At 40.0% G+C, this 16294-nt stretch carries 16 protein-coding genes; 8 read left to right on the forward strand and 8 right to left on the reverse strand.

The genetic code is table 11. From position 1 onward, the window contains the following. From tyrR to pspA, 7 genes are all read right to left on the reverse strand, one after another. The gene (tyrR, locus tag ACE2AL_RS11895) at positions 1–1560 is read right to left on the reverse strand and encodes a transcriptional regulator TyrR (protein ID WP_206084070.1); all 1560 of its coding nucleotides are present in this window, start codon (positions 1558–1560) and stop codon (positions 1–3) included. A gap of 238 nt (positions 1561–1798) precedes the next feature. Beyond that, positions 1799–2854, reverse strand: a complete 1056-nt coding sequence (locus tag ACE2AL_RS11900; RefSeq protein ID WP_375083531.1) for a YcjF family protein — start codon at positions 2852–2854, stop codon at positions 1799–1801. Next, positions 2851–4248 carry a YcjX family protein gene (locus ACE2AL_RS11905; RefSeq protein ID WP_206084068.1) on the reverse strand — a complete coding sequence of 466 codons (1398 nt, stop codon included), beginning with the start codon at positions 4246–4248 and terminating at the stop codon, positions 2851–2853. The genes ACE2AL_RS11900 and ACE2AL_RS11905 overlap by 4 nt, the downstream gene beginning before the upstream one ends. Positions 4249–4331: 83 nt before the next feature. Further along, on the reverse strand, positions 4332–4511 hold the full coding sequence (locus ACE2AL_RS11910; protein ID WP_272538593.1) for a hypothetical protein: 180 nt from the start codon (positions 4509–4511) through the stop codon (positions 4332–4334). Positions 4512–4594: 83 nt separating this feature from the next. Then, a complete protein-coding gene (gene pspC / locus ACE2AL_RS11915; protein ID WP_206084066.1) occupies positions 4595–4951 on the reverse strand; it encodes an envelope stress response membrane protein PspC in 357 nt (118 codons plus the stop codon). Further along, positions 4951–5181: an envelope stress response membrane protein PspB gene (gene pspB, locus ACE2AL_RS11920; RefSeq protein WP_206084065.1), complete on the reverse strand. Its 231-nt coding sequence runs from the start codon at positions 5179–5181 to the stop codon at positions 4951–4953. The genes pspC and pspB overlap by 1 nt, the downstream gene beginning before the upstream one ends. Positions 5182–5251: 70 nt before the next feature. After that, positions 5252–5917 carry a phage shock protein PspA gene (gene pspA / locus ACE2AL_RS11925; RefSeq protein ID WP_206084064.1) on the reverse strand — a complete coding sequence of 222 codons (666 nt, stop codon included), beginning with the start codon at positions 5915–5917 and terminating at the stop codon, positions 5252–5254. Positions 5918–6203: 286 nt separating this feature from the next. Here pspA and pspF point away from each other — a divergent pair, with 286 nt between their 5' ends. From pspF to sapF, 7 genes are all read left to right on the forward strand, one after another. Further along, positions 6204–7211: a phage shock protein operon transcriptional activator gene (gene pspF, locus ACE2AL_RS11930; RefSeq protein ID WP_272538594.1), complete on the forward strand. Its 1008-nt coding sequence runs from the start codon at positions 6204–6206 to the stop codon at positions 7209–7211. A gap of 499 nt (positions 7212–7710) precedes the next feature. Next, a complete protein-coding gene (locus ACE2AL_RS11935; protein WP_375083532.1) occupies positions 7711–8331 on the forward strand; it encodes a hypothetical protein in 621 nt (206 codons plus the stop codon). 357 nt (positions 8332–8688) lie between these two features. After that, positions 8689–10374: an ABC transporter substrate-binding protein SapA gene (gene sapA / locus ACE2AL_RS11940; RefSeq protein ID WP_272538595.1), complete on the forward strand. Its 1686-nt coding sequence runs from the start codon at positions 8689–8691 to the stop codon at positions 10372–10374. Continuing rightward, positions 10371–11336 (forward strand): putrescine export ABC transporter permease SapB, encoded by a 966-nt coding sequence (gene sapB / locus ACE2AL_RS11945; protein ID WP_206084060.1) that lies wholly within the window; start codon positions 10371–10373, stop codon positions 11334–11336. The genes sapA and sapB overlap by 4 nt, the downstream gene beginning before the upstream one ends. Continuing rightward, positions 11323–12213 (forward strand): putrescine export ABC transporter permease SapC, encoded by an 891-nt coding sequence (gene sapC / locus ACE2AL_RS11950; RefSeq protein ID WP_206084059.1) that lies wholly within the window; start codon positions 11323–11325, stop codon positions 12211–12213. Before sapB ends, sapC begins: the two co-directional genes overlap by 14 nt. After that, the gene (sapD, locus tag ACE2AL_RS11955; RefSeq protein WP_206084058.1) at positions 12213–13208 is read left to right on the forward strand and encodes a putrescine export ABC transporter ATP-binding protein SapD; all 996 of its coding nucleotides are present in this window, start codon (positions 12213–12215) and stop codon (positions 13206–13208) included. The genes sapC and sapD overlap by 1 nt, the downstream gene beginning before the upstream one ends. After that, entirely contained in the window at positions 13208–14011 is an 804-nt protein-coding gene (gene sapF / locus ACE2AL_RS11960) for a putrescine export ABC transporter ATP-binding protein SapF (protein WP_206084057.1), read from the forward strand. Before sapD ends, sapF begins: the two co-directional genes overlap by 1 nt. A 471-nt stretch (positions 14012–14482) precedes the next feature. Here the strand turns inward: sapF and ACE2AL_RS11965 are convergent, their stop codons facing one another. Next, positions 14483–15349 carry a DUF817 domain-containing protein gene (locus tag ACE2AL_RS11965; protein WP_206084056.1) on the reverse strand — a complete coding sequence of 289 codons (867 nt, stop codon included), beginning with the start codon at positions 15347–15349 and terminating at the stop codon, positions 14483–14485. A gap of 306 nt (positions 15350–15655) precedes the next feature. Here ACE2AL_RS11965 and gstA point away from each other — a divergent pair, with 306 nt between their 5' ends. After that, a complete protein-coding gene (gene gstA, locus ACE2AL_RS11970) occupies positions 15656–16261 on the forward strand; it encodes a glutathione transferase GstA (protein WP_206084055.1) in 606 nt (201 codons plus the stop codon). The last annotated feature ends 33 nt before the right edge of the window (positions 16262–16294 follow it).

Raw genomic sequence — 16294 nt, forward strand, 5'->3', positions numbered from 1 at the left:
TTAATCTTGCTCTTTTTTTGCATTAAGGCCATATTCTCGGAGTTTATTGGCAATTGCTGTATGAGAAATATCCAAACGTTTTGCTAATTTACGCGTACTCGGGTAGTCACGATATAAACGTGATAACACCGACGCTTCATACCGTTTAGTTATTTCGTCCAGAGAACCATTCAATGAATCTAAAGCAAGAGTAGGCGTATTTACCACATCAGGCAATTGAATATTACCTGCCTCTAAAGTGCTACCTTCAAGCTCTGTTAGGCCTTGATACAGCGCATTTCTTAATTGGCGGACATTACCAGGCCAATAATAACTACTTAAATATTCAATTAATGAAGGTGCTAATTTGGGTTCTGCGACATGTAATTCTTTTGAAAAATTAGCAACAAACGTTTTTGTTAATGGAAGTAGGTCTTCTTTTCGCTCACGAAGAGGCGGGATCGTCAGTGTTAATACATTTAAACGATAATAAAGATCTTCTCGGAATTTCTTTTCTGCGACAAGTGCAGGAAGGTTTTTCTGTGTCGCACAAATCACACGCACATTCACTTTCACTTCACGCTCTTCACCGACACGCCTAAAGGTTCCATCATTTAAAAAACGCAGTAACTTAATCTGCATTTGTGGTGACATTTCGGCAATTTCGTCCAGCAACACCGTACCGCCATTAGCTTGTTCAAAAAAACCTTTTTTCCCTTCGACAGCATTTGGGTATGCCCCTGCGGCGTAGCCAAATAACTCGCTTTCAACCACATCATCAGGCATTGAGGCGCAATTTAAGCCTAAAAATGGCTCTTTGCCTCTGGCACTGTATAAGTGACAAGCTTTAGCTAAAATATCTTTCCCTGTTCCTGTTTCTCCCACCAGCAACAATGGTTCATCCAACATCGCAATGCGTTTTGCACGTTCGACGACATTTGACATCACGGGGCTCACAGCAATGATTTGCTCAAATCCGCTATTATCCACGTCTACCACTTGCTGACGTTGCTTATCCAAAATAGCGACCGACTTAAGCAGCAAAACAGCCCCTGTACAATGGGATTTACCCGTTTCATCCGCTAAAATAATTGGAGTGACCTGCATCAAATAGTCTTGGCCTTTGATCGTCACTTTTTCACTGTATGGTTCTGGAGATTCACGTTCAAACCAACGCACTAAGCCATTATTTCCAATCAGCTGAGAAAACGTTTTTTCCCGTATTTTGGTTTCATCATAACCAAATAACTGCAATGTCATTGGATTAACCAATTCTATATTTAACTTATTATCGATAGATAAAACCGCTTCAGGGAATGAATTCAATAATGCCCATACTGCTTTGTGTTCACGTTCTGATGGCATAAAAAAGATGCGACGTACATCCAACACGCCATTAATTCGACGTATTTCAGCCATCAACGAGCTAAATACCTGAAAATCGACAGGCGTAAAATTAAGGTAGATGCGACGCTGTGGGGATATTTCAATGCCTTTAAGATCAATATTTTGTAGAACTAAAAGATCAAGCAATTCACGCGTTAAACCAATTCGGTCTTGGCAAGTCACTTCGAGACGCATTGGGAGGAAACCTTATTAAAAAGTCGATTTGATGGGATTATTTTAACGTTAATCGCAATGAGAAGACAGTGTTTGTGTCACAAATTGTTGACACACTGTAACTCAATTAAAATTAACCGAATAAAATGGCACGCAAGCCCACTTTTCATTCATTTTAGGAGGGGGTTATCTACAATATTAATAAATAATGCTGCAGAGTGAGCAAAAACTGTCAACTCACCCTGCCATCGAAAAAACCTTAGCTTTTTGCCTTTTTATTTGGAATAACGCTCTTTAACTGACCAATTAACTGATGGCGAAAATCAGCCAGTCGTGGCTTATTTTCAATCCAAGGTAACGGTCGGCACAGTTCCATAGCCTTAATCCCTAAGCGCGCCGTTAATAACCCAGCTCCAATTCCTTGTGCCGCACGGGTAGATAACCTAGCAGTAATATCTTGCGATAACCAATCCATTCCAACTTCACGAATGAGTTCTGAAGCTCCCGCAAATGCAATATTTATCAATACCATACGAAATAATCGAATACGGCTATAATAACCTAACTCAATACCATAAATTGCCGCAATACGGTTAATTAATCGAATATTCTGCCAAGCAATAAACGCCATATCGACAATCGCTAATGGGCTCACCGCAATCATAATGGCGGATTCAGCACTACAGCGGCTAATTTCTTTTCGTGCTTGTTCGTCAAGGATTGGCTGAACCATTCGACTATATAATTCAACCACTTCGCGGTCATTATGCGAGTCATGTAACATACTTTGCCAACGTTGAACTGCGGGATGTTGCGCAGACAATGCTGACTGTTTAGCTAATTTTACACAGAAGTCTTTCCCCTTTCCCATGCCATGGCTATGCAGTAATTCACGAGCAAAATCCCGTTCCTCCGCACGTTCACGCAATTTATATAAACGACGCCATTCCCCGACAATAGAACCTGCTCCTGCAATAACAATCAAGCCACCTGCTGATGCTGTGCCTAATGCTGTCCAATCTTGCATCACCCATGATTGATGGATCCAAATGCCCAACTGAGCAACTACGCTAACAGCGAAGATCCCCGCTGCTGTCCCGATAAGCTTACGCCAAAAAGAACGCTTAGGTTTTAACGCTTCATTAATCAGGCTTTCAACTTCCCCATCTTGGGCTTCTTGCTCCGTGTCTAATTCGATAGGCGTAAAATTGTCAAATTCCTGGTCATCAAAGACATGTGCTTGTTTCAGTTTTTCTGCAGTTTCTTTAGTCATGCCATCAGCAAAATCAAGGCGTTGTTTTATTGGTTCATTCATTTTAGTTTATCTCCCAACAAAAATTCTAACGCGCTATCCATGCGTATATGGGGTAAGGGTTGGTCAATCGGTGTTGGTTGTGGCCTAAAGTTTTCAAATTGAAAACCTTGCTGTTGCCAAAATTGTTCCGTCGGTAAACGTTTAGGCACTTCTCCAGGGTAAAACGTTAATGGTTGTCCATCGCTTAAACGGTCACCTTTTAATGCAGGCAACTTTTCTCCTTTATAATCCACAACGCCACTTTTTGTTGCTTGAATGGAAGCTAGTCCCATACAATCCATACTAATACCTTCAAATGCAGCATGTTGCCACGCTTCTTGTACCAATTGTTGCAGTAAAGACACTAAATTCGCATGTTGATCAGGGGTGACGTGGTCAGATTTACTCGCAGCGAATAACAGCTTATCAATACATGGGGAAAATAAACGACGCAGTAACGTACGTTTCCCATAATGAAAACTACGCATTAATTGCGTCAGAGCCATCCGCATATCATTAAACGCTTCTGGCCCACTATTTAATGGCTGCAAGCAATCAACAAGGACAATTTGACGATCAAACCGTTGAAAATAGTCGCGGTAAAACCCTTTCACCACATGTTCACAGTAATATTGATAACGCTGTTGTAATGCACCAAAGTTAGTATTCTTTCCTGCTTGAGCCAAGGTTTTTAACCCATATTTTGCCACATTTGGCCAAGGGAAAAATTGTAAGGCTGGAGCACCATCCAATTCCGCAGGTAAAACAAAGCGGCCTGGCTGAATAAAATGTTGCCCTTGTGCTTTGCATTCAACTAAATACTGCGTATAGGCTTTAGAAATTTCAGCCAATAAATTTTCATCAACTGGCGCTAATGGGTCACATCGTTCACATAGGGCTAACCAATCTTGGGCTAAATGCGCCCTTTTCCCCTTGATCAGTATATTCATTTGCTCTGACCAATCGATAAAACTGAGATCTAACATCGGCAGATCTAGCAACCATTCACCTGGGTAATCAACAATTTCTAAATATAGGGATGAATTATCAACAAAATGGCGCAAAAAAGAGTCATCAGAGCGATAATGTAATTTCAAACGAATTTCGCTGACACCACGGGTTGGTGTTGGCCACTCAGGGGGTTGACCATATAAGGATGCAATTCCTTCATCATAAGCAAAACGCGGTACAGATAAATCACGGTGAGGAATGCGTTTTACACCTAATAACCGCTTGTCTCTTGCCGCTGAAAAAAGTGGCAAGCGAGCCCCTGTATTCACATTTAATAACTGATTAACCAGCGAAGTAATAAACGCAGTTTTACCACTACGACTTAGCCCCGTTACTGCCAGTCTGACATGACGATCAACGCTTCGGTTCATCAAGTCCGTCAATTCATTTTGCAGGCGTTTCATGCTCCTCCCGAGACTTACCGTTAGAAATTACGCTTAAACTTACTTATTATTTTGCGCAATAATTTGGCATAAAACAAACTGTATTAGCTTAAACGTTTGATGAGCAGGTTAATTATCCATTTGCTGCTCAACAATTTGATGACTCTCCCTACTAGGCCTGCGGGGCCATATGTGAGTAAGAACACAAAAAGAAGCTTAAACGCTTTCGCTAAAATACGTTGTTTTGCATATTTTTTAATTTGCTGATGCGGTATGTTCGGCATATTGTGTACCCCAATTTCCTATACACAAAAATAAAAGGGATTTGGTCAAAACCTCACCCCTTTTTGTGATGGCTATATAATGATTATAAATCGCGGAATTTACTGTTTACAGTATAGGTGTCTGAAGTGACATAACGCTCAATTTGGCGTAGCTTCATTTCACCTGATTTCAGTTGCATATCGATTTGATTAATCAAGCTGCTAACTTCAGGACCAATATCTTGCTCAGATCGATACCCACTTGGTGCGGTTTCCACCACAAAACACATAACAATATAAAGAATTAATGTGATACCAAAGCTCACAAATAAAGCCAATACGGCCAGTGCCCTGACCAACGCAACAGGTAATTCTAAATATTCCGCAATACCAGAACAGACACCACCAAACACGCGTCTGTCTGACAAACGGTAAAGTTTACGGTTGCGAAGTTGAGTCATTATTTTTGCCTCCAATTCGGGTGTTCTGCATCCAAAATATCTTCAAGTGTCTTAATACGTTGTTGCATGCGCGAAGCTTGCTCAGCAAGTTGCATTAAACGCTGCACTTCATTTTCGGTTAGCTGGCTCCCCTGTCCGTTATTTTTTTTGCTGTAGTGCAACCACAACCAAACAGGCAGAACAAAAATAACAAAAATGATTAATACGAGAGACAGTAAAACGTAGCCCATCACATTTCCTTATCAATATGGTTAGTCTATTTGCCACTCTGGCACAAAACACCAAAGTGGCAAAATACAATTACTGGTCTTTATTAATTTTAGCTTTAAGTGCCGCTAACTGTGCGCTAATTTCATCATCCGCTTTAAGCTCAGCAAATTGCTGATCCAGTGATTTTTGTTTTCCAATACCATAACTTTGCGCTTCACCTTCCATATGGTCAATACGGCGCTCAAACTGCTCAAAACGAGCCATTGCCTCATCCATTTTACCACTGTCTAATTGACGGCGGACATTACGGCTAGATTGCGCAGCTTCCATTCGAACTACCATAGATTGCTGCTTCGCACGCGTCTCTTGCAATTTATTTTCTAATTCTGAAATTTCACCTTTTAAGCGAGTCAATGTTTCATCAACAATAATCAGTTCATGTTTTAATGTATCAACCATTGCACTGACTTTTTGCTTTTCAATTAACGCCGCACGCGCTAAATCTTCTTTGTCCTTGACCAGAGCTAATTCAGCTTTTTCTTGCCAATCTGCAACTTGTTTTTCGCCCATTTCGATACGGCGTTCTAAGCCTTTTTTCTCTGCTAACGTACGCGCAGACGTTGAGCGAATTTCAACTAACATGTCTTCCATTTCCTGAATCATCAGGCGGATCATTTTTTGCGGATCTTCAGCTTTATCTAGCAGTGAAGCGATATTTGCATTAATGATGTCGGCAAAACGTGAAAAAATACCCATTATTTATTTCCTCTTGATGGATTTATCATTTCTGCAGCGCCTGACCTGATGTGGCTTCCAGCCAATCTGACGCTCCGTAAGTGAAACAATTTATTTTATGATACTCAATCTTTGGTACATCTTTCTAACTACTTCTTACCTATAACTTAGCAACCTACGTGCCAACTTTTTAAATTTTAAATAATCAATTGATTTTATTATGTTTAATAAAAAATCTTTACATCAAGCAGGTTTCGTTTATAGTTAAACCATCGGTCAAATAAACCAATTATTGGTAAATATAACCATGAAACAGACTAATGATACGATCCTCGGAGTTTCCAGTAATTTTTTAGATGTTCTCGAGCAAACATCCGAACTTGCCCAATTAAACAAACCTGTACTCGTCATTGGTGAACGTGGTACAGGTAAAGAATTGATAGCAGACCGCTTACATTACCTTTCTCCCCGTTGGCAAGAAGCCTTTATCTCTCTCAACTGCAGTGGACTCAATGAGAATTTACTGGATTCTGAACTATTCGGCCACGAAGCAGGTTCATTTACGGGTGCACAAAAGCGCCATCAAGGGCGTTTTGAACGCGCAGACAAAGGCTCATTATTCCTTGATGAACTCGCTACTGCGCCAATGTCAGTGCAAGAAAAGCTATTAAGAGTCATCGAATACGGTGAATTAGAACGTGTTGGGGGTAGCCAATCTCTGCGAGTTGATGTGCGTTTGATTTGTGCGACCAATGCCAATTTACCTGAGCTCGCCAAGCAAGGCAGATTTCGTGCCGATTTGCTCGATAGGCTTGCATTTGATGTCATCCGTATTCCTCCCCTACGCGAACGTCAGCCAGATATCTTATTATTAGCAGAACACTTTGCCATTTTAATGTGTGGGGAGTTAAAACGTTCGCATTTTACAGGATTTACACCTGACGCAGAGCAAGCATTATTGCAATACCCTTGGCCAGGAAATGTGCGAGAATTGAAAAATGTCATTGAGCGTTCAGTATACCGCCATGGAGATCAAGCGACTCCCGTCAACACCATTATTTTCAACCCATTTGGCGAAAAGCTAGCTGAGCTACATGAGACACCCACTAGCAAGGTTGACGTCGTGCCCGCACATTGCACTCTGCCAACACTCCCTTGTGATTTGCGACAATGGCAGCAACAGACTGAAAAACAGCTACTTGAACGTGCTCTCATCGCGAGTCACTACAATCAACGCAAAGCGGCCCAATCCCTATCCCTAAGCTATGATCAATTGCGAGGATTGGTAAAAAAATATCAAATTGAAAATGAATAGATATACCTAAAACAATATTCAGCGATATTGTTTTAGGTATTTACTCTCCTTATTTTTTAATTAATATTCAGAGAATATTTTTTCTTACTAAATATTTCAGTACTTTCAGTGTTTCTATTAATGTAATTACGTATTTACTCATAATAACAAATCATTATCCGATGCTTATTGAAATACGATTATTCACTTTTCATTTTACACCTTAATAAAAATATAATATTCATATAGTTCTATAACTAAAGCTCATTGACCAAACAAAAATTAACAATGAAAATCAGCATTAAGAAAACATTAGCGTTTTATTTATATACATTCGTTTTATCCAAATAGTTTATGATTTTATTTTTAATTCTTTATTCAAAGACGGAAATCATGTGGATATAAAACCTTTTTTCAATTTTTTTTATTTATTTTTACATATTGACATAATTCCCCACAACGAAAAATATATTTATATGGTATTTATGTTAATACTATTGCATAGCACAAGGAGCTTATTATGAAAAAACTAAACATATTTGCTATCCCTTGGTTGCTCCTAGGGATGTCTGCTATGACCCATGCCGAATCATTGATGCGTACATTTAGCTATTGCGATGCTTCTTTTTTTAAAAAAATAAATGAATACCCTGTACTTGAAGATATTTCAAAAACACTAAAACATACATACATTAATGATAGCCCTTCACTTTCAGTTGACCTTCATTTTTCGCCAACAGGTTTTGTCACCTTTAACCGTTTTTTTGTTAGCCACAGTGACTTCGATAAGTATGATAATTTTACTTATATGGGGATGCGTGGGCAGTATTATTTTTGGGGGTTTGAAACAACACAAAGTCTTGATGAAGTCATCCGCTATACATCCTCAAAAATTAGCATTCTAAAAATAGGTAATAGCTATATTTATGCACCAATGATTAGACACAGTTTAGATGAAAAATGGGTATTTAATGAATATGCAGCTCAAAACTATGGGTTAAAACCTTATTCCGCGGAAAAAATGATGATTATCGAGAAAGATGAAAAACGCGGTGTCGTCCGCTTTTTATGTACACTACAAGGTAATGTTACAGAAGATGATTTAAAATTTGTTGGTTTAGACAAACCTGCTCAGCCATAATAGTCATAAAATGACAAGCCGTAGCCTTTTCTTATAAAAAGTACAAAAAAAAGCCAGCACCCAAGCTGGCTATCAAATAAAACACTGGAAGCAATGTGAGCAATGTCATGCCTTGTCACTATAGGCATACACCTAAGTGACAAAGCGAATGATAATAGTTATCAGTGTCATTTGTAAAGCTTTTTAATGCGATTTTTTCTCATTCAGACATACTTCAATGATAAACATCATAATTTTATTATTATCAGTTTTATCTAGATGGCTTTTCGTTCAGCGTTAACGTCAAATTTTTGCTTATACCCTGTTTGCTCTTTTTTACGCTACAATAGGTCAATTCAGGTTAACGATATCAGTGTTATGCGCCGACTAACTCTTTGCTTTTTATTTCTCATTCTTACATCTGCCAATGCGCTCAGTAACCAAGAACGGTTTACAGATATTGTCGCTAATGAAGTCCCTGCAGATATTCGCCAGAAAGGTTTCATTTACTGTGTGAATGGGATTGTGACAACTTTTAACCCTCAACTCGTCAGTAGTGGGTTAATCGTTGATCCGCTAGGCGCACAAATTTATGACCGCTTACTGGATGTCGACCCATTTACATATCGTCTCATTCCAGAACTCGCTGAACGCTGGGAAGTGTTTGATAATGGCGCGACCTATCGTCTTTACCTAAGAAAAGATGTTAAGTTCCAAGAAACACCTTGGTTTACCCCTTCACGCAATATGAACGCAGATGATGTGGTTTTTAGCTTTGCTCGGATGTTTGAAGTTAACCATCCTTATCATTATATTAATGGTGGTCGTTATCCTTACTTTGATAGCCTGCAATTTGCCAGCAGTGTACAAAGCATTCGTAAAATTAATAATTACACTGTGGAATTTCGCCTAAATTCCCCTGATGCATCATTCTTATGGCATTTAGCGACTCACTACGCCCCTATTCTCTCGGCTCAGTATGCTGACTCGCTATCAAGTGTTAATCGCCAAGAATTGATTGATTGGCGCCCCATTGGTACAGGGCCATTTAAGCTAGATGACTACCAAGCCGGCCAATTTGTTCGCTTGCTAAGAAATGATCATTACTGGAAAGGCCAGCCACGTATGGAAGAAGTCGTGATCGATATGGGCGCTGGAGGCACAGGACGTATTTCAAAGCTGCTCACAGGGGAGTGTGATGTGTTAGCTTACCCTGCTGCGAGTCAACTAAAAGTCCTACGAGATGACCCTCGCCTGCGCATCTCCATGCGTTCAGGGATGAATATTGCCTATTTGGCATTTAATACAAGCAAGCCGCCGCTGGATCAACTCAAAGTTCGTCAAGCGATTGCTTACGCCATTAATAATGAGCGACTGATGCAATCGATTTATTATGGCACCGCAGAAACAGCAGCATCAATCTTACCACGTGCATCTTGGGCTTATGATAACCAAGCTAAAATTACAGATTACAACCCTGAACTTTCCAAGCAAATGCTACAAGATATGGGGTTAGAAAATCTGAAATTAGATTTGTGGGTGCCTATTGCTTCACAATCGTATAATCCAAGCCCATTAAAAATGGCAGAGCTTATTCAAGCAGACTTAGCCCAAGTTGGCATCACCATGAATATCCGCTCAGTAGAAGGCCGCTTCCAAGAGAATCAGCTAATGGATAGAACTCACGATATGACATTAGCAGGTTGGACAACAGACAGTAACGACCCTGATAGTTTTTTCCGCCCGTTACTCAGTTGTGCAGCAATTGGTTCACAAACTAACTTAAGTCATTGGTGTAACCCCATATTTGATGAAGTTCTGCATAAAGCACTACTGACCCAACAATTAGCCTCACGGATTGATTACTACCATCAAGCTCAGCAAATTTTAGGTGAGGACTTACCTATTTTACCATTAGCCTATTCATTACGATTACAAGCTTATCGTTATGATATGAAAGGACTCGTGATCAGTGCCTTTGGTAATACTTCATTTGCAGGGGTATATCGTGAAATGGAACAAAAACCGAAAGTGGCACCGAAAAAACAAGGGGGGCAACCATGATTATTTACTCATTGCGCCGCTTTTTGTTATTACTGGTTACCGTCTTCTTTTTGTCATTGGTCAGTTTTAGCCTGAGCTACTTCACCCCTAATGCCCCGCTCAGCGGTGCCTCACTCTTAGATGCCTATATTTTCTACTTTGACGGTTTATTGCATTTTGATTTTGGTGTGTCCAGTATTAATGGTGAACCTATTACCGAACAACTTAAAGACACATTTCCTGCCACAATGGAGTTGTGCATTTTGGCATTTATTTTTGCTTTAACAACAGGTATCCCCCTTGGCATTATTGCTGCATTTTGGCGTAACAAACCCGCAGATATTGCCATTAGTGTGTTTGCCTTACTGGGTTTTTCCGTTCCTGTATTTGTTTTAGCTCTGGTACTGACTTTATTTTTCTCATTACATCTTGGCTGGCTTCCAGTTTCAGGCCGTATTGACCTATTATATAACCTAAAACCAGTCACTGGTTTTGCACTAATTGATGCATGGCTCTCTGAATCACCTTATCGTAAAGACATGATAATCAATGTGTTAGAACATATGATTTTACCTGTACTCACCCTCGCCTTAGCGCCAACGACTGAAGTCATTCGCTTAGTGAGAAACAGCACTGAAGAAATTGCAAGTGAAAACTATATCAAAGCTGCGGCTATCCGCGGGCTTTCTCGCCTTAAAATAATTCGCCGTCATATTTTTCATAATGCTATTCCCCCCATAATACCAAAGCTGGGTCTGCAATTTTCCACTATGCTTACACTCACCATGGTTACTGAATTAGTGTTTAACTGGCCAGGGCTTGGACGTTGGCTTGTCACTGCTATCCGACAAGAAGACTACTCCGCAATCTCTGCAGGTGTTATGTTAATTGGCGCACTCGTCATTACTGTCAACGTGTTATCCGATATTTTAGGCGCAATGATGGACCCGTTAAAACATAAGGATTGGTATGTCCTCAGATAATTTTTATCGTGAACAGAAAATGCCATCCCCTGCGCGGGTGGTATGGAATTTATTTTCATCAGACATCGTTTCGATGGTTGGCTTTTTTGGTGTGCTATTTTTGCTTATTTTGTGTTTTATCGGTCCTTATCTCGCACCTTACGCCTTAGATCAACAATTTTTAGGGTATCAATTAACGCCACCATCGTGGTCACATTACGGTGAAGTTGCTTTCTTCTTCGGCACAGATGATCTTGGCCGTGATATTTTAAGCCGCTTATTAATCGGGACTAAATCGACTTTTGGCTCTGCAATCCTTGTCACTTTTATTGCCACTGTTATCGGTTTAGTTCTAGGCTGCCTTGCAGGAATGACGAAAGGGTTAAAATCTGCCGTATTTAATCATATCCTCGACACTCTCTTATCTATCCCATCCTTACTGTTAGCGATTATTGTTGTCGCATTTATGGGAGCAAGTCTTGAAAATGCCATGTTGGCCATCTGCCTAGCATTGATACCGCGAATGGTAAGAACAATTTACGTTGCGGTGCATGATGAGTTAGACAAAGAATATATCGTTGCTGCCCGCCTTGATGGCGCATCTAACATTTTTATTTTGTGGTATACCGTATTACCGAACATTACCCCTATCTTAGTCACGGAATTAACCCGAGCGCTATCTATCGCTATTCTTGATATTGCCGCTTTAGGTTTTTTAGATTTAGGCGCACAGTTACCCTCTTCGGAATGGGGAGCCATGCTAGGTGATACCTTAGAATTGATTTATGTTGCCCCTTGGACAGTAATTTTACCTGGGGTCGCTATCATGATAAGTGTTTTATTTGTAAACTTACTAGGTGACGGATTACACCGAGCCATCAATGCGGGGGTTGAATAATGCCGCTCTTAGACATCCGCAATTTAACGATTGAGTTTATGACTGCCAACGGCCCTGTCAAAGCCGTTGACCGTGTCTCTATGACACTTTCTGAAGGTGAAATTCGCGGTTTAGTCGGTGAGTCTGGCTCAGGGAAAAGCTTGATTGCCAAAGCCATTTGTGGCGTAACAAAAGATAACATCCGCGTTACTGCCGACCGCTTTCGCTTCCAAGATATTGACTTATTAAAGCTTAGCCCCCGCAAGCGCCGTAAGTTAATTGGCCACAATATTTCGATGATATTCCAAGAACCACAATCGTGCTTAGACCCTGCAGCTGACATAGGTAAACAGCTCATTCAATCCATTCCTGGTTGGACTTATAAAGGCCGCTGGTGGCAACGTTTTAACTGGAGAAAACGTCGTGCAATTGAGCTTTTGCATCGGGTTGGTATTAAAGATCATAAAGATATCATGCACAGCTATCCTTATGAGCTAACAGATGGTGAGTGCCAAAAAGTCATGATAGCGATTGCTATCGCTAACCAACCTCGCTTGTTAATTGCAGATGAACCCACAAATGCCATGGAATCCACTACACAGGCACAGATTTTCCGCCTGCTAGATAAGCTGAATCAAAATAATAACATGGGGATTTTGCTAATCAGTCATGATATGGAAATGATGTCAAAATTAGTAGACCGCATTAATGTTTTATATTGTGGACAAACCGTGGAAAGTGCGACACCTGAAGATATCTTACAGCGACCACGCCACCCTTATACCCAAGCTTTGATTCGATCTATTCCTGATTTTGAAAGCCCAATCCCCCATAAAGGCCGTTTAAATACCTTGCCTGGCGCAATTCCATCATTAGAACATTTACCTATTGGCTGCCGGCTTGGGCCACGTTGTCCTTATGCACAGCGCACCTGTATTGAAGCCCCACAGCTACGTAATATCAAAAACCATTTAGTGGCTTGCCATTACCCACTCAATACTGAGGAGCAACCCTAATGGAAACGTTATTAGAAGTCCGTAATCTAACGAAAACTTTTCGGTTTCGTGAAGGTTTGTTCCATCGCCACGAACTGCAAGCCGTTAAGCCGATTAGCTTTAATTTACAAGCAGGCCAGACCCTGGCAATTATTGGAGCTAATGGTTCAGGAAAATCAACATTAGCCCGGATGCTCTCTGGGGTTGTAGAACCCACCAGCGGAGATATTATGATCCGCGGACAGCGTCTAAATTTTGGTGATTATAGTTACCGTAGTCAACGTATCCGTATGATCTTCCAAGACCCTAGTACCTCGCTGAACCCCCGACAACGTATCGGCCAAACATTGGAGTTACCGTTAAAACTAAATACAGATTTAACAGGTATAGAGCGTGAAAGGCGAATTATCCAAACGTTGCGCCAAGTCGGATTGTTAGCAGATCACGCAGAATATTACCCACATATGCTAGCGTCAGGGCAAAAACAACGTATCGCCCTTGCTCGCGCGCTTATTTTACAACCCGAAATTATCGTGGCGGATGAAGCACTGGCCTCACTTGATATGTCCATGCGCTCGCAAATTATTAACTTAATGTTAGACTTACAAGCCAAACATGACATCGCTTATATCTATGTAACTCAACACCTTGGGATGATGAAACATATTAGTGATAAAATGCTTGTGATGGATAAAGGCGAGGTTGTGGAGCGTGGCAATACAGCAGAAGTACTTGCCGCTCCACTTCACGATGTGACCCGCCGTTTAATTGAGAGCCACTTTGGCGAACCTCTGTCAATTGATGCGTGGCGGCAAGACCTGTAACTTCTAGCTACTTTCTATAAAATTGTACAACACTAAATGATAGTCTATGGATTAAAGAGGAAAGGGAAAAGGAATGAGCATTCAAATAGATATGGTACGTATCAGTAATTTTCGTGGCATTTCAACCCTTTAAAATACTCAAAAAGCAACTGCATATGCATTACAAGGCATAGCCGAAATACACTCATTAGATGATGAAAACATAGAAGCATTATCTGTTATCAATACAATTACAAATTTGACTGCACATCGTTTCGATAAGAATATTGAAGGAGAAATCACCCTAGATAAAATGGTTATAATTGCAAGAAATCGTTTTATTTTTCGCCAGTTACCCTAAACAGCGAATGATACCTTGGGGAGATCAAAAACATCAACAAAAATCCCGCTTTCTTATTGAGATTGAATCTTAGCTACTTGGTTAAGGAATATCATTATCTCCTTAACCAACATACTTATGACAAAGTAACCTTAACGAGCCACTGTGACGTTCGCCTTAATATGTTTAAGGTGAACGACAATCGTAAAGGTGACAATCACCAATAAAGACCAGGCTCCCCATTTGCCCGCATGCACCATTGACCATGCACCAATTTGGTTGGGATACTGCCAAACACCGAAAAAAGTCCCAAAATTTTCGGCTAGCCAAATAAAAAAACCGATTAACATAAAGGCAAGTAATAAAGGCATTTTGCGCTCTTTATCAAGTGGAGTATAAAAAACCACACTCCGTGCATACAAACCAAAAATAAAGGCGGTTAAATACCAACGATAATCGTCAATATAATGATGGCTAAAAAAATTAATATAAATCGCCAGTGCGACACACGTTGCCATCCAATAGGGTGGGTAATGTTCAATTCTAACTTTAAAAAAACGCCATGATTGAATAATGTAACTCCCCACAGCAGCATACATAAACCCCGTAAATAAAGGAACCCCCCAAAGTTTAGTCAATGCTGCATCGGGATATTGCCATGACGCTATGGTTGCGGACGTTTTAAATAACTCCATCATAAATCCGACCAAATGAAACACACAAATCGCCTTTAGTTCATCCCATGTTTCTAATTTTGACCACACTAATATGGCCTGAAATACGACAGCAAAAATCAGCAAGGCATCATAACGGGGTAATCCTAAAATACCTTTTGCGGGCACTAAAAATAGTGCTAAAAAGAAAAAACCAGCGAATAAACAAGAACGTGCATTGATAAGGCCAAAAAACCAAAATTCTAAAATAAAACGTTTAATGCCACGACTATTACTTGGCGTATGTGCCATGAGTTTTTGGTCTAATTTACCTAAAAATTTGAGCTTATGACTCATACTCCCCATTTATTCACTCACTTATTATTTAAATTTATTATTAATTTTTATGTGCCAATAAGTGAAGAATTTTATCAAATTAGTTTTTAATTCGATAAGGTAACTATCTTAAATCTCTTTGATTTTTTTCATTTTCAGTATGAATATCCAAATCTACGCGACAAGGCATTATTCACACTCCTTTTTATTTAAATTCACCTTTTATGGCATAACTCGCACCCGATGGCAATTTGCTAACAGAAAGTAGTGATATACTCAACAAGAGAGATTTTTATTTGCTAATTATTACCCATTTCAAAACTTAGGAGTCCTATGATGAAATTGTATTACGCTCCCGGTGCTTGTTCTCTTTCTCCACATATTATTTTGCGTGAAACTGGATTAGATTTCTCGATTGAACGTGTAAACATCAAAGAGAAAAAAACAGAGAAAGGTGAAGATTTCTTAGCAATAAACCCGAAAGGCCAAGTTCCTACTCTAGTGTTAGATAATGGGGATCAACTTACTGAAGGTGCTGTTATTGTTCAGTATCTTGCAGACCAAAAACCAGATAGAAATCTGATTGCTCTTGCTGGCTCAATGAAACGCTACCATCAAATGGAAGCGTTAAATTTCATCTCAACAGAACTTCATAAAAACTTCTCGCCTTTATTTACCCCTGGAACACCTGAGGATTATAAAGAAACAGCTCGCAAAGTATTATTGAATAAATTCAAATATGCTGACTCCGTATTAGCAAAGCAGGCGTTCTTTGCTGGCGACAATTTTAGCGTAGCAGATGCCTATTTATTTACAGTTAGTGGATGGGCAAAACACGTTGGCTTAGATTTATCAAGCTTAACGCATTTACAAGATTACATTACTAAAGTTGCAAAACGCCCGAATGTCCAAGAGGCACTAAAAGCAGAAGGTTTAATCTAAGATTTCAATCATAGCGCCCTAAAACTAGGGCGC

The sequence above is a fragment of the Providencia xihuensis genome, from assembly GCF_041953405.1.
GTDB lineage: Bacteria > Pseudomonadota > Gammaproteobacteria > Enterobacterales > Enterobacteriaceae > Providencia > Providencia vermicola.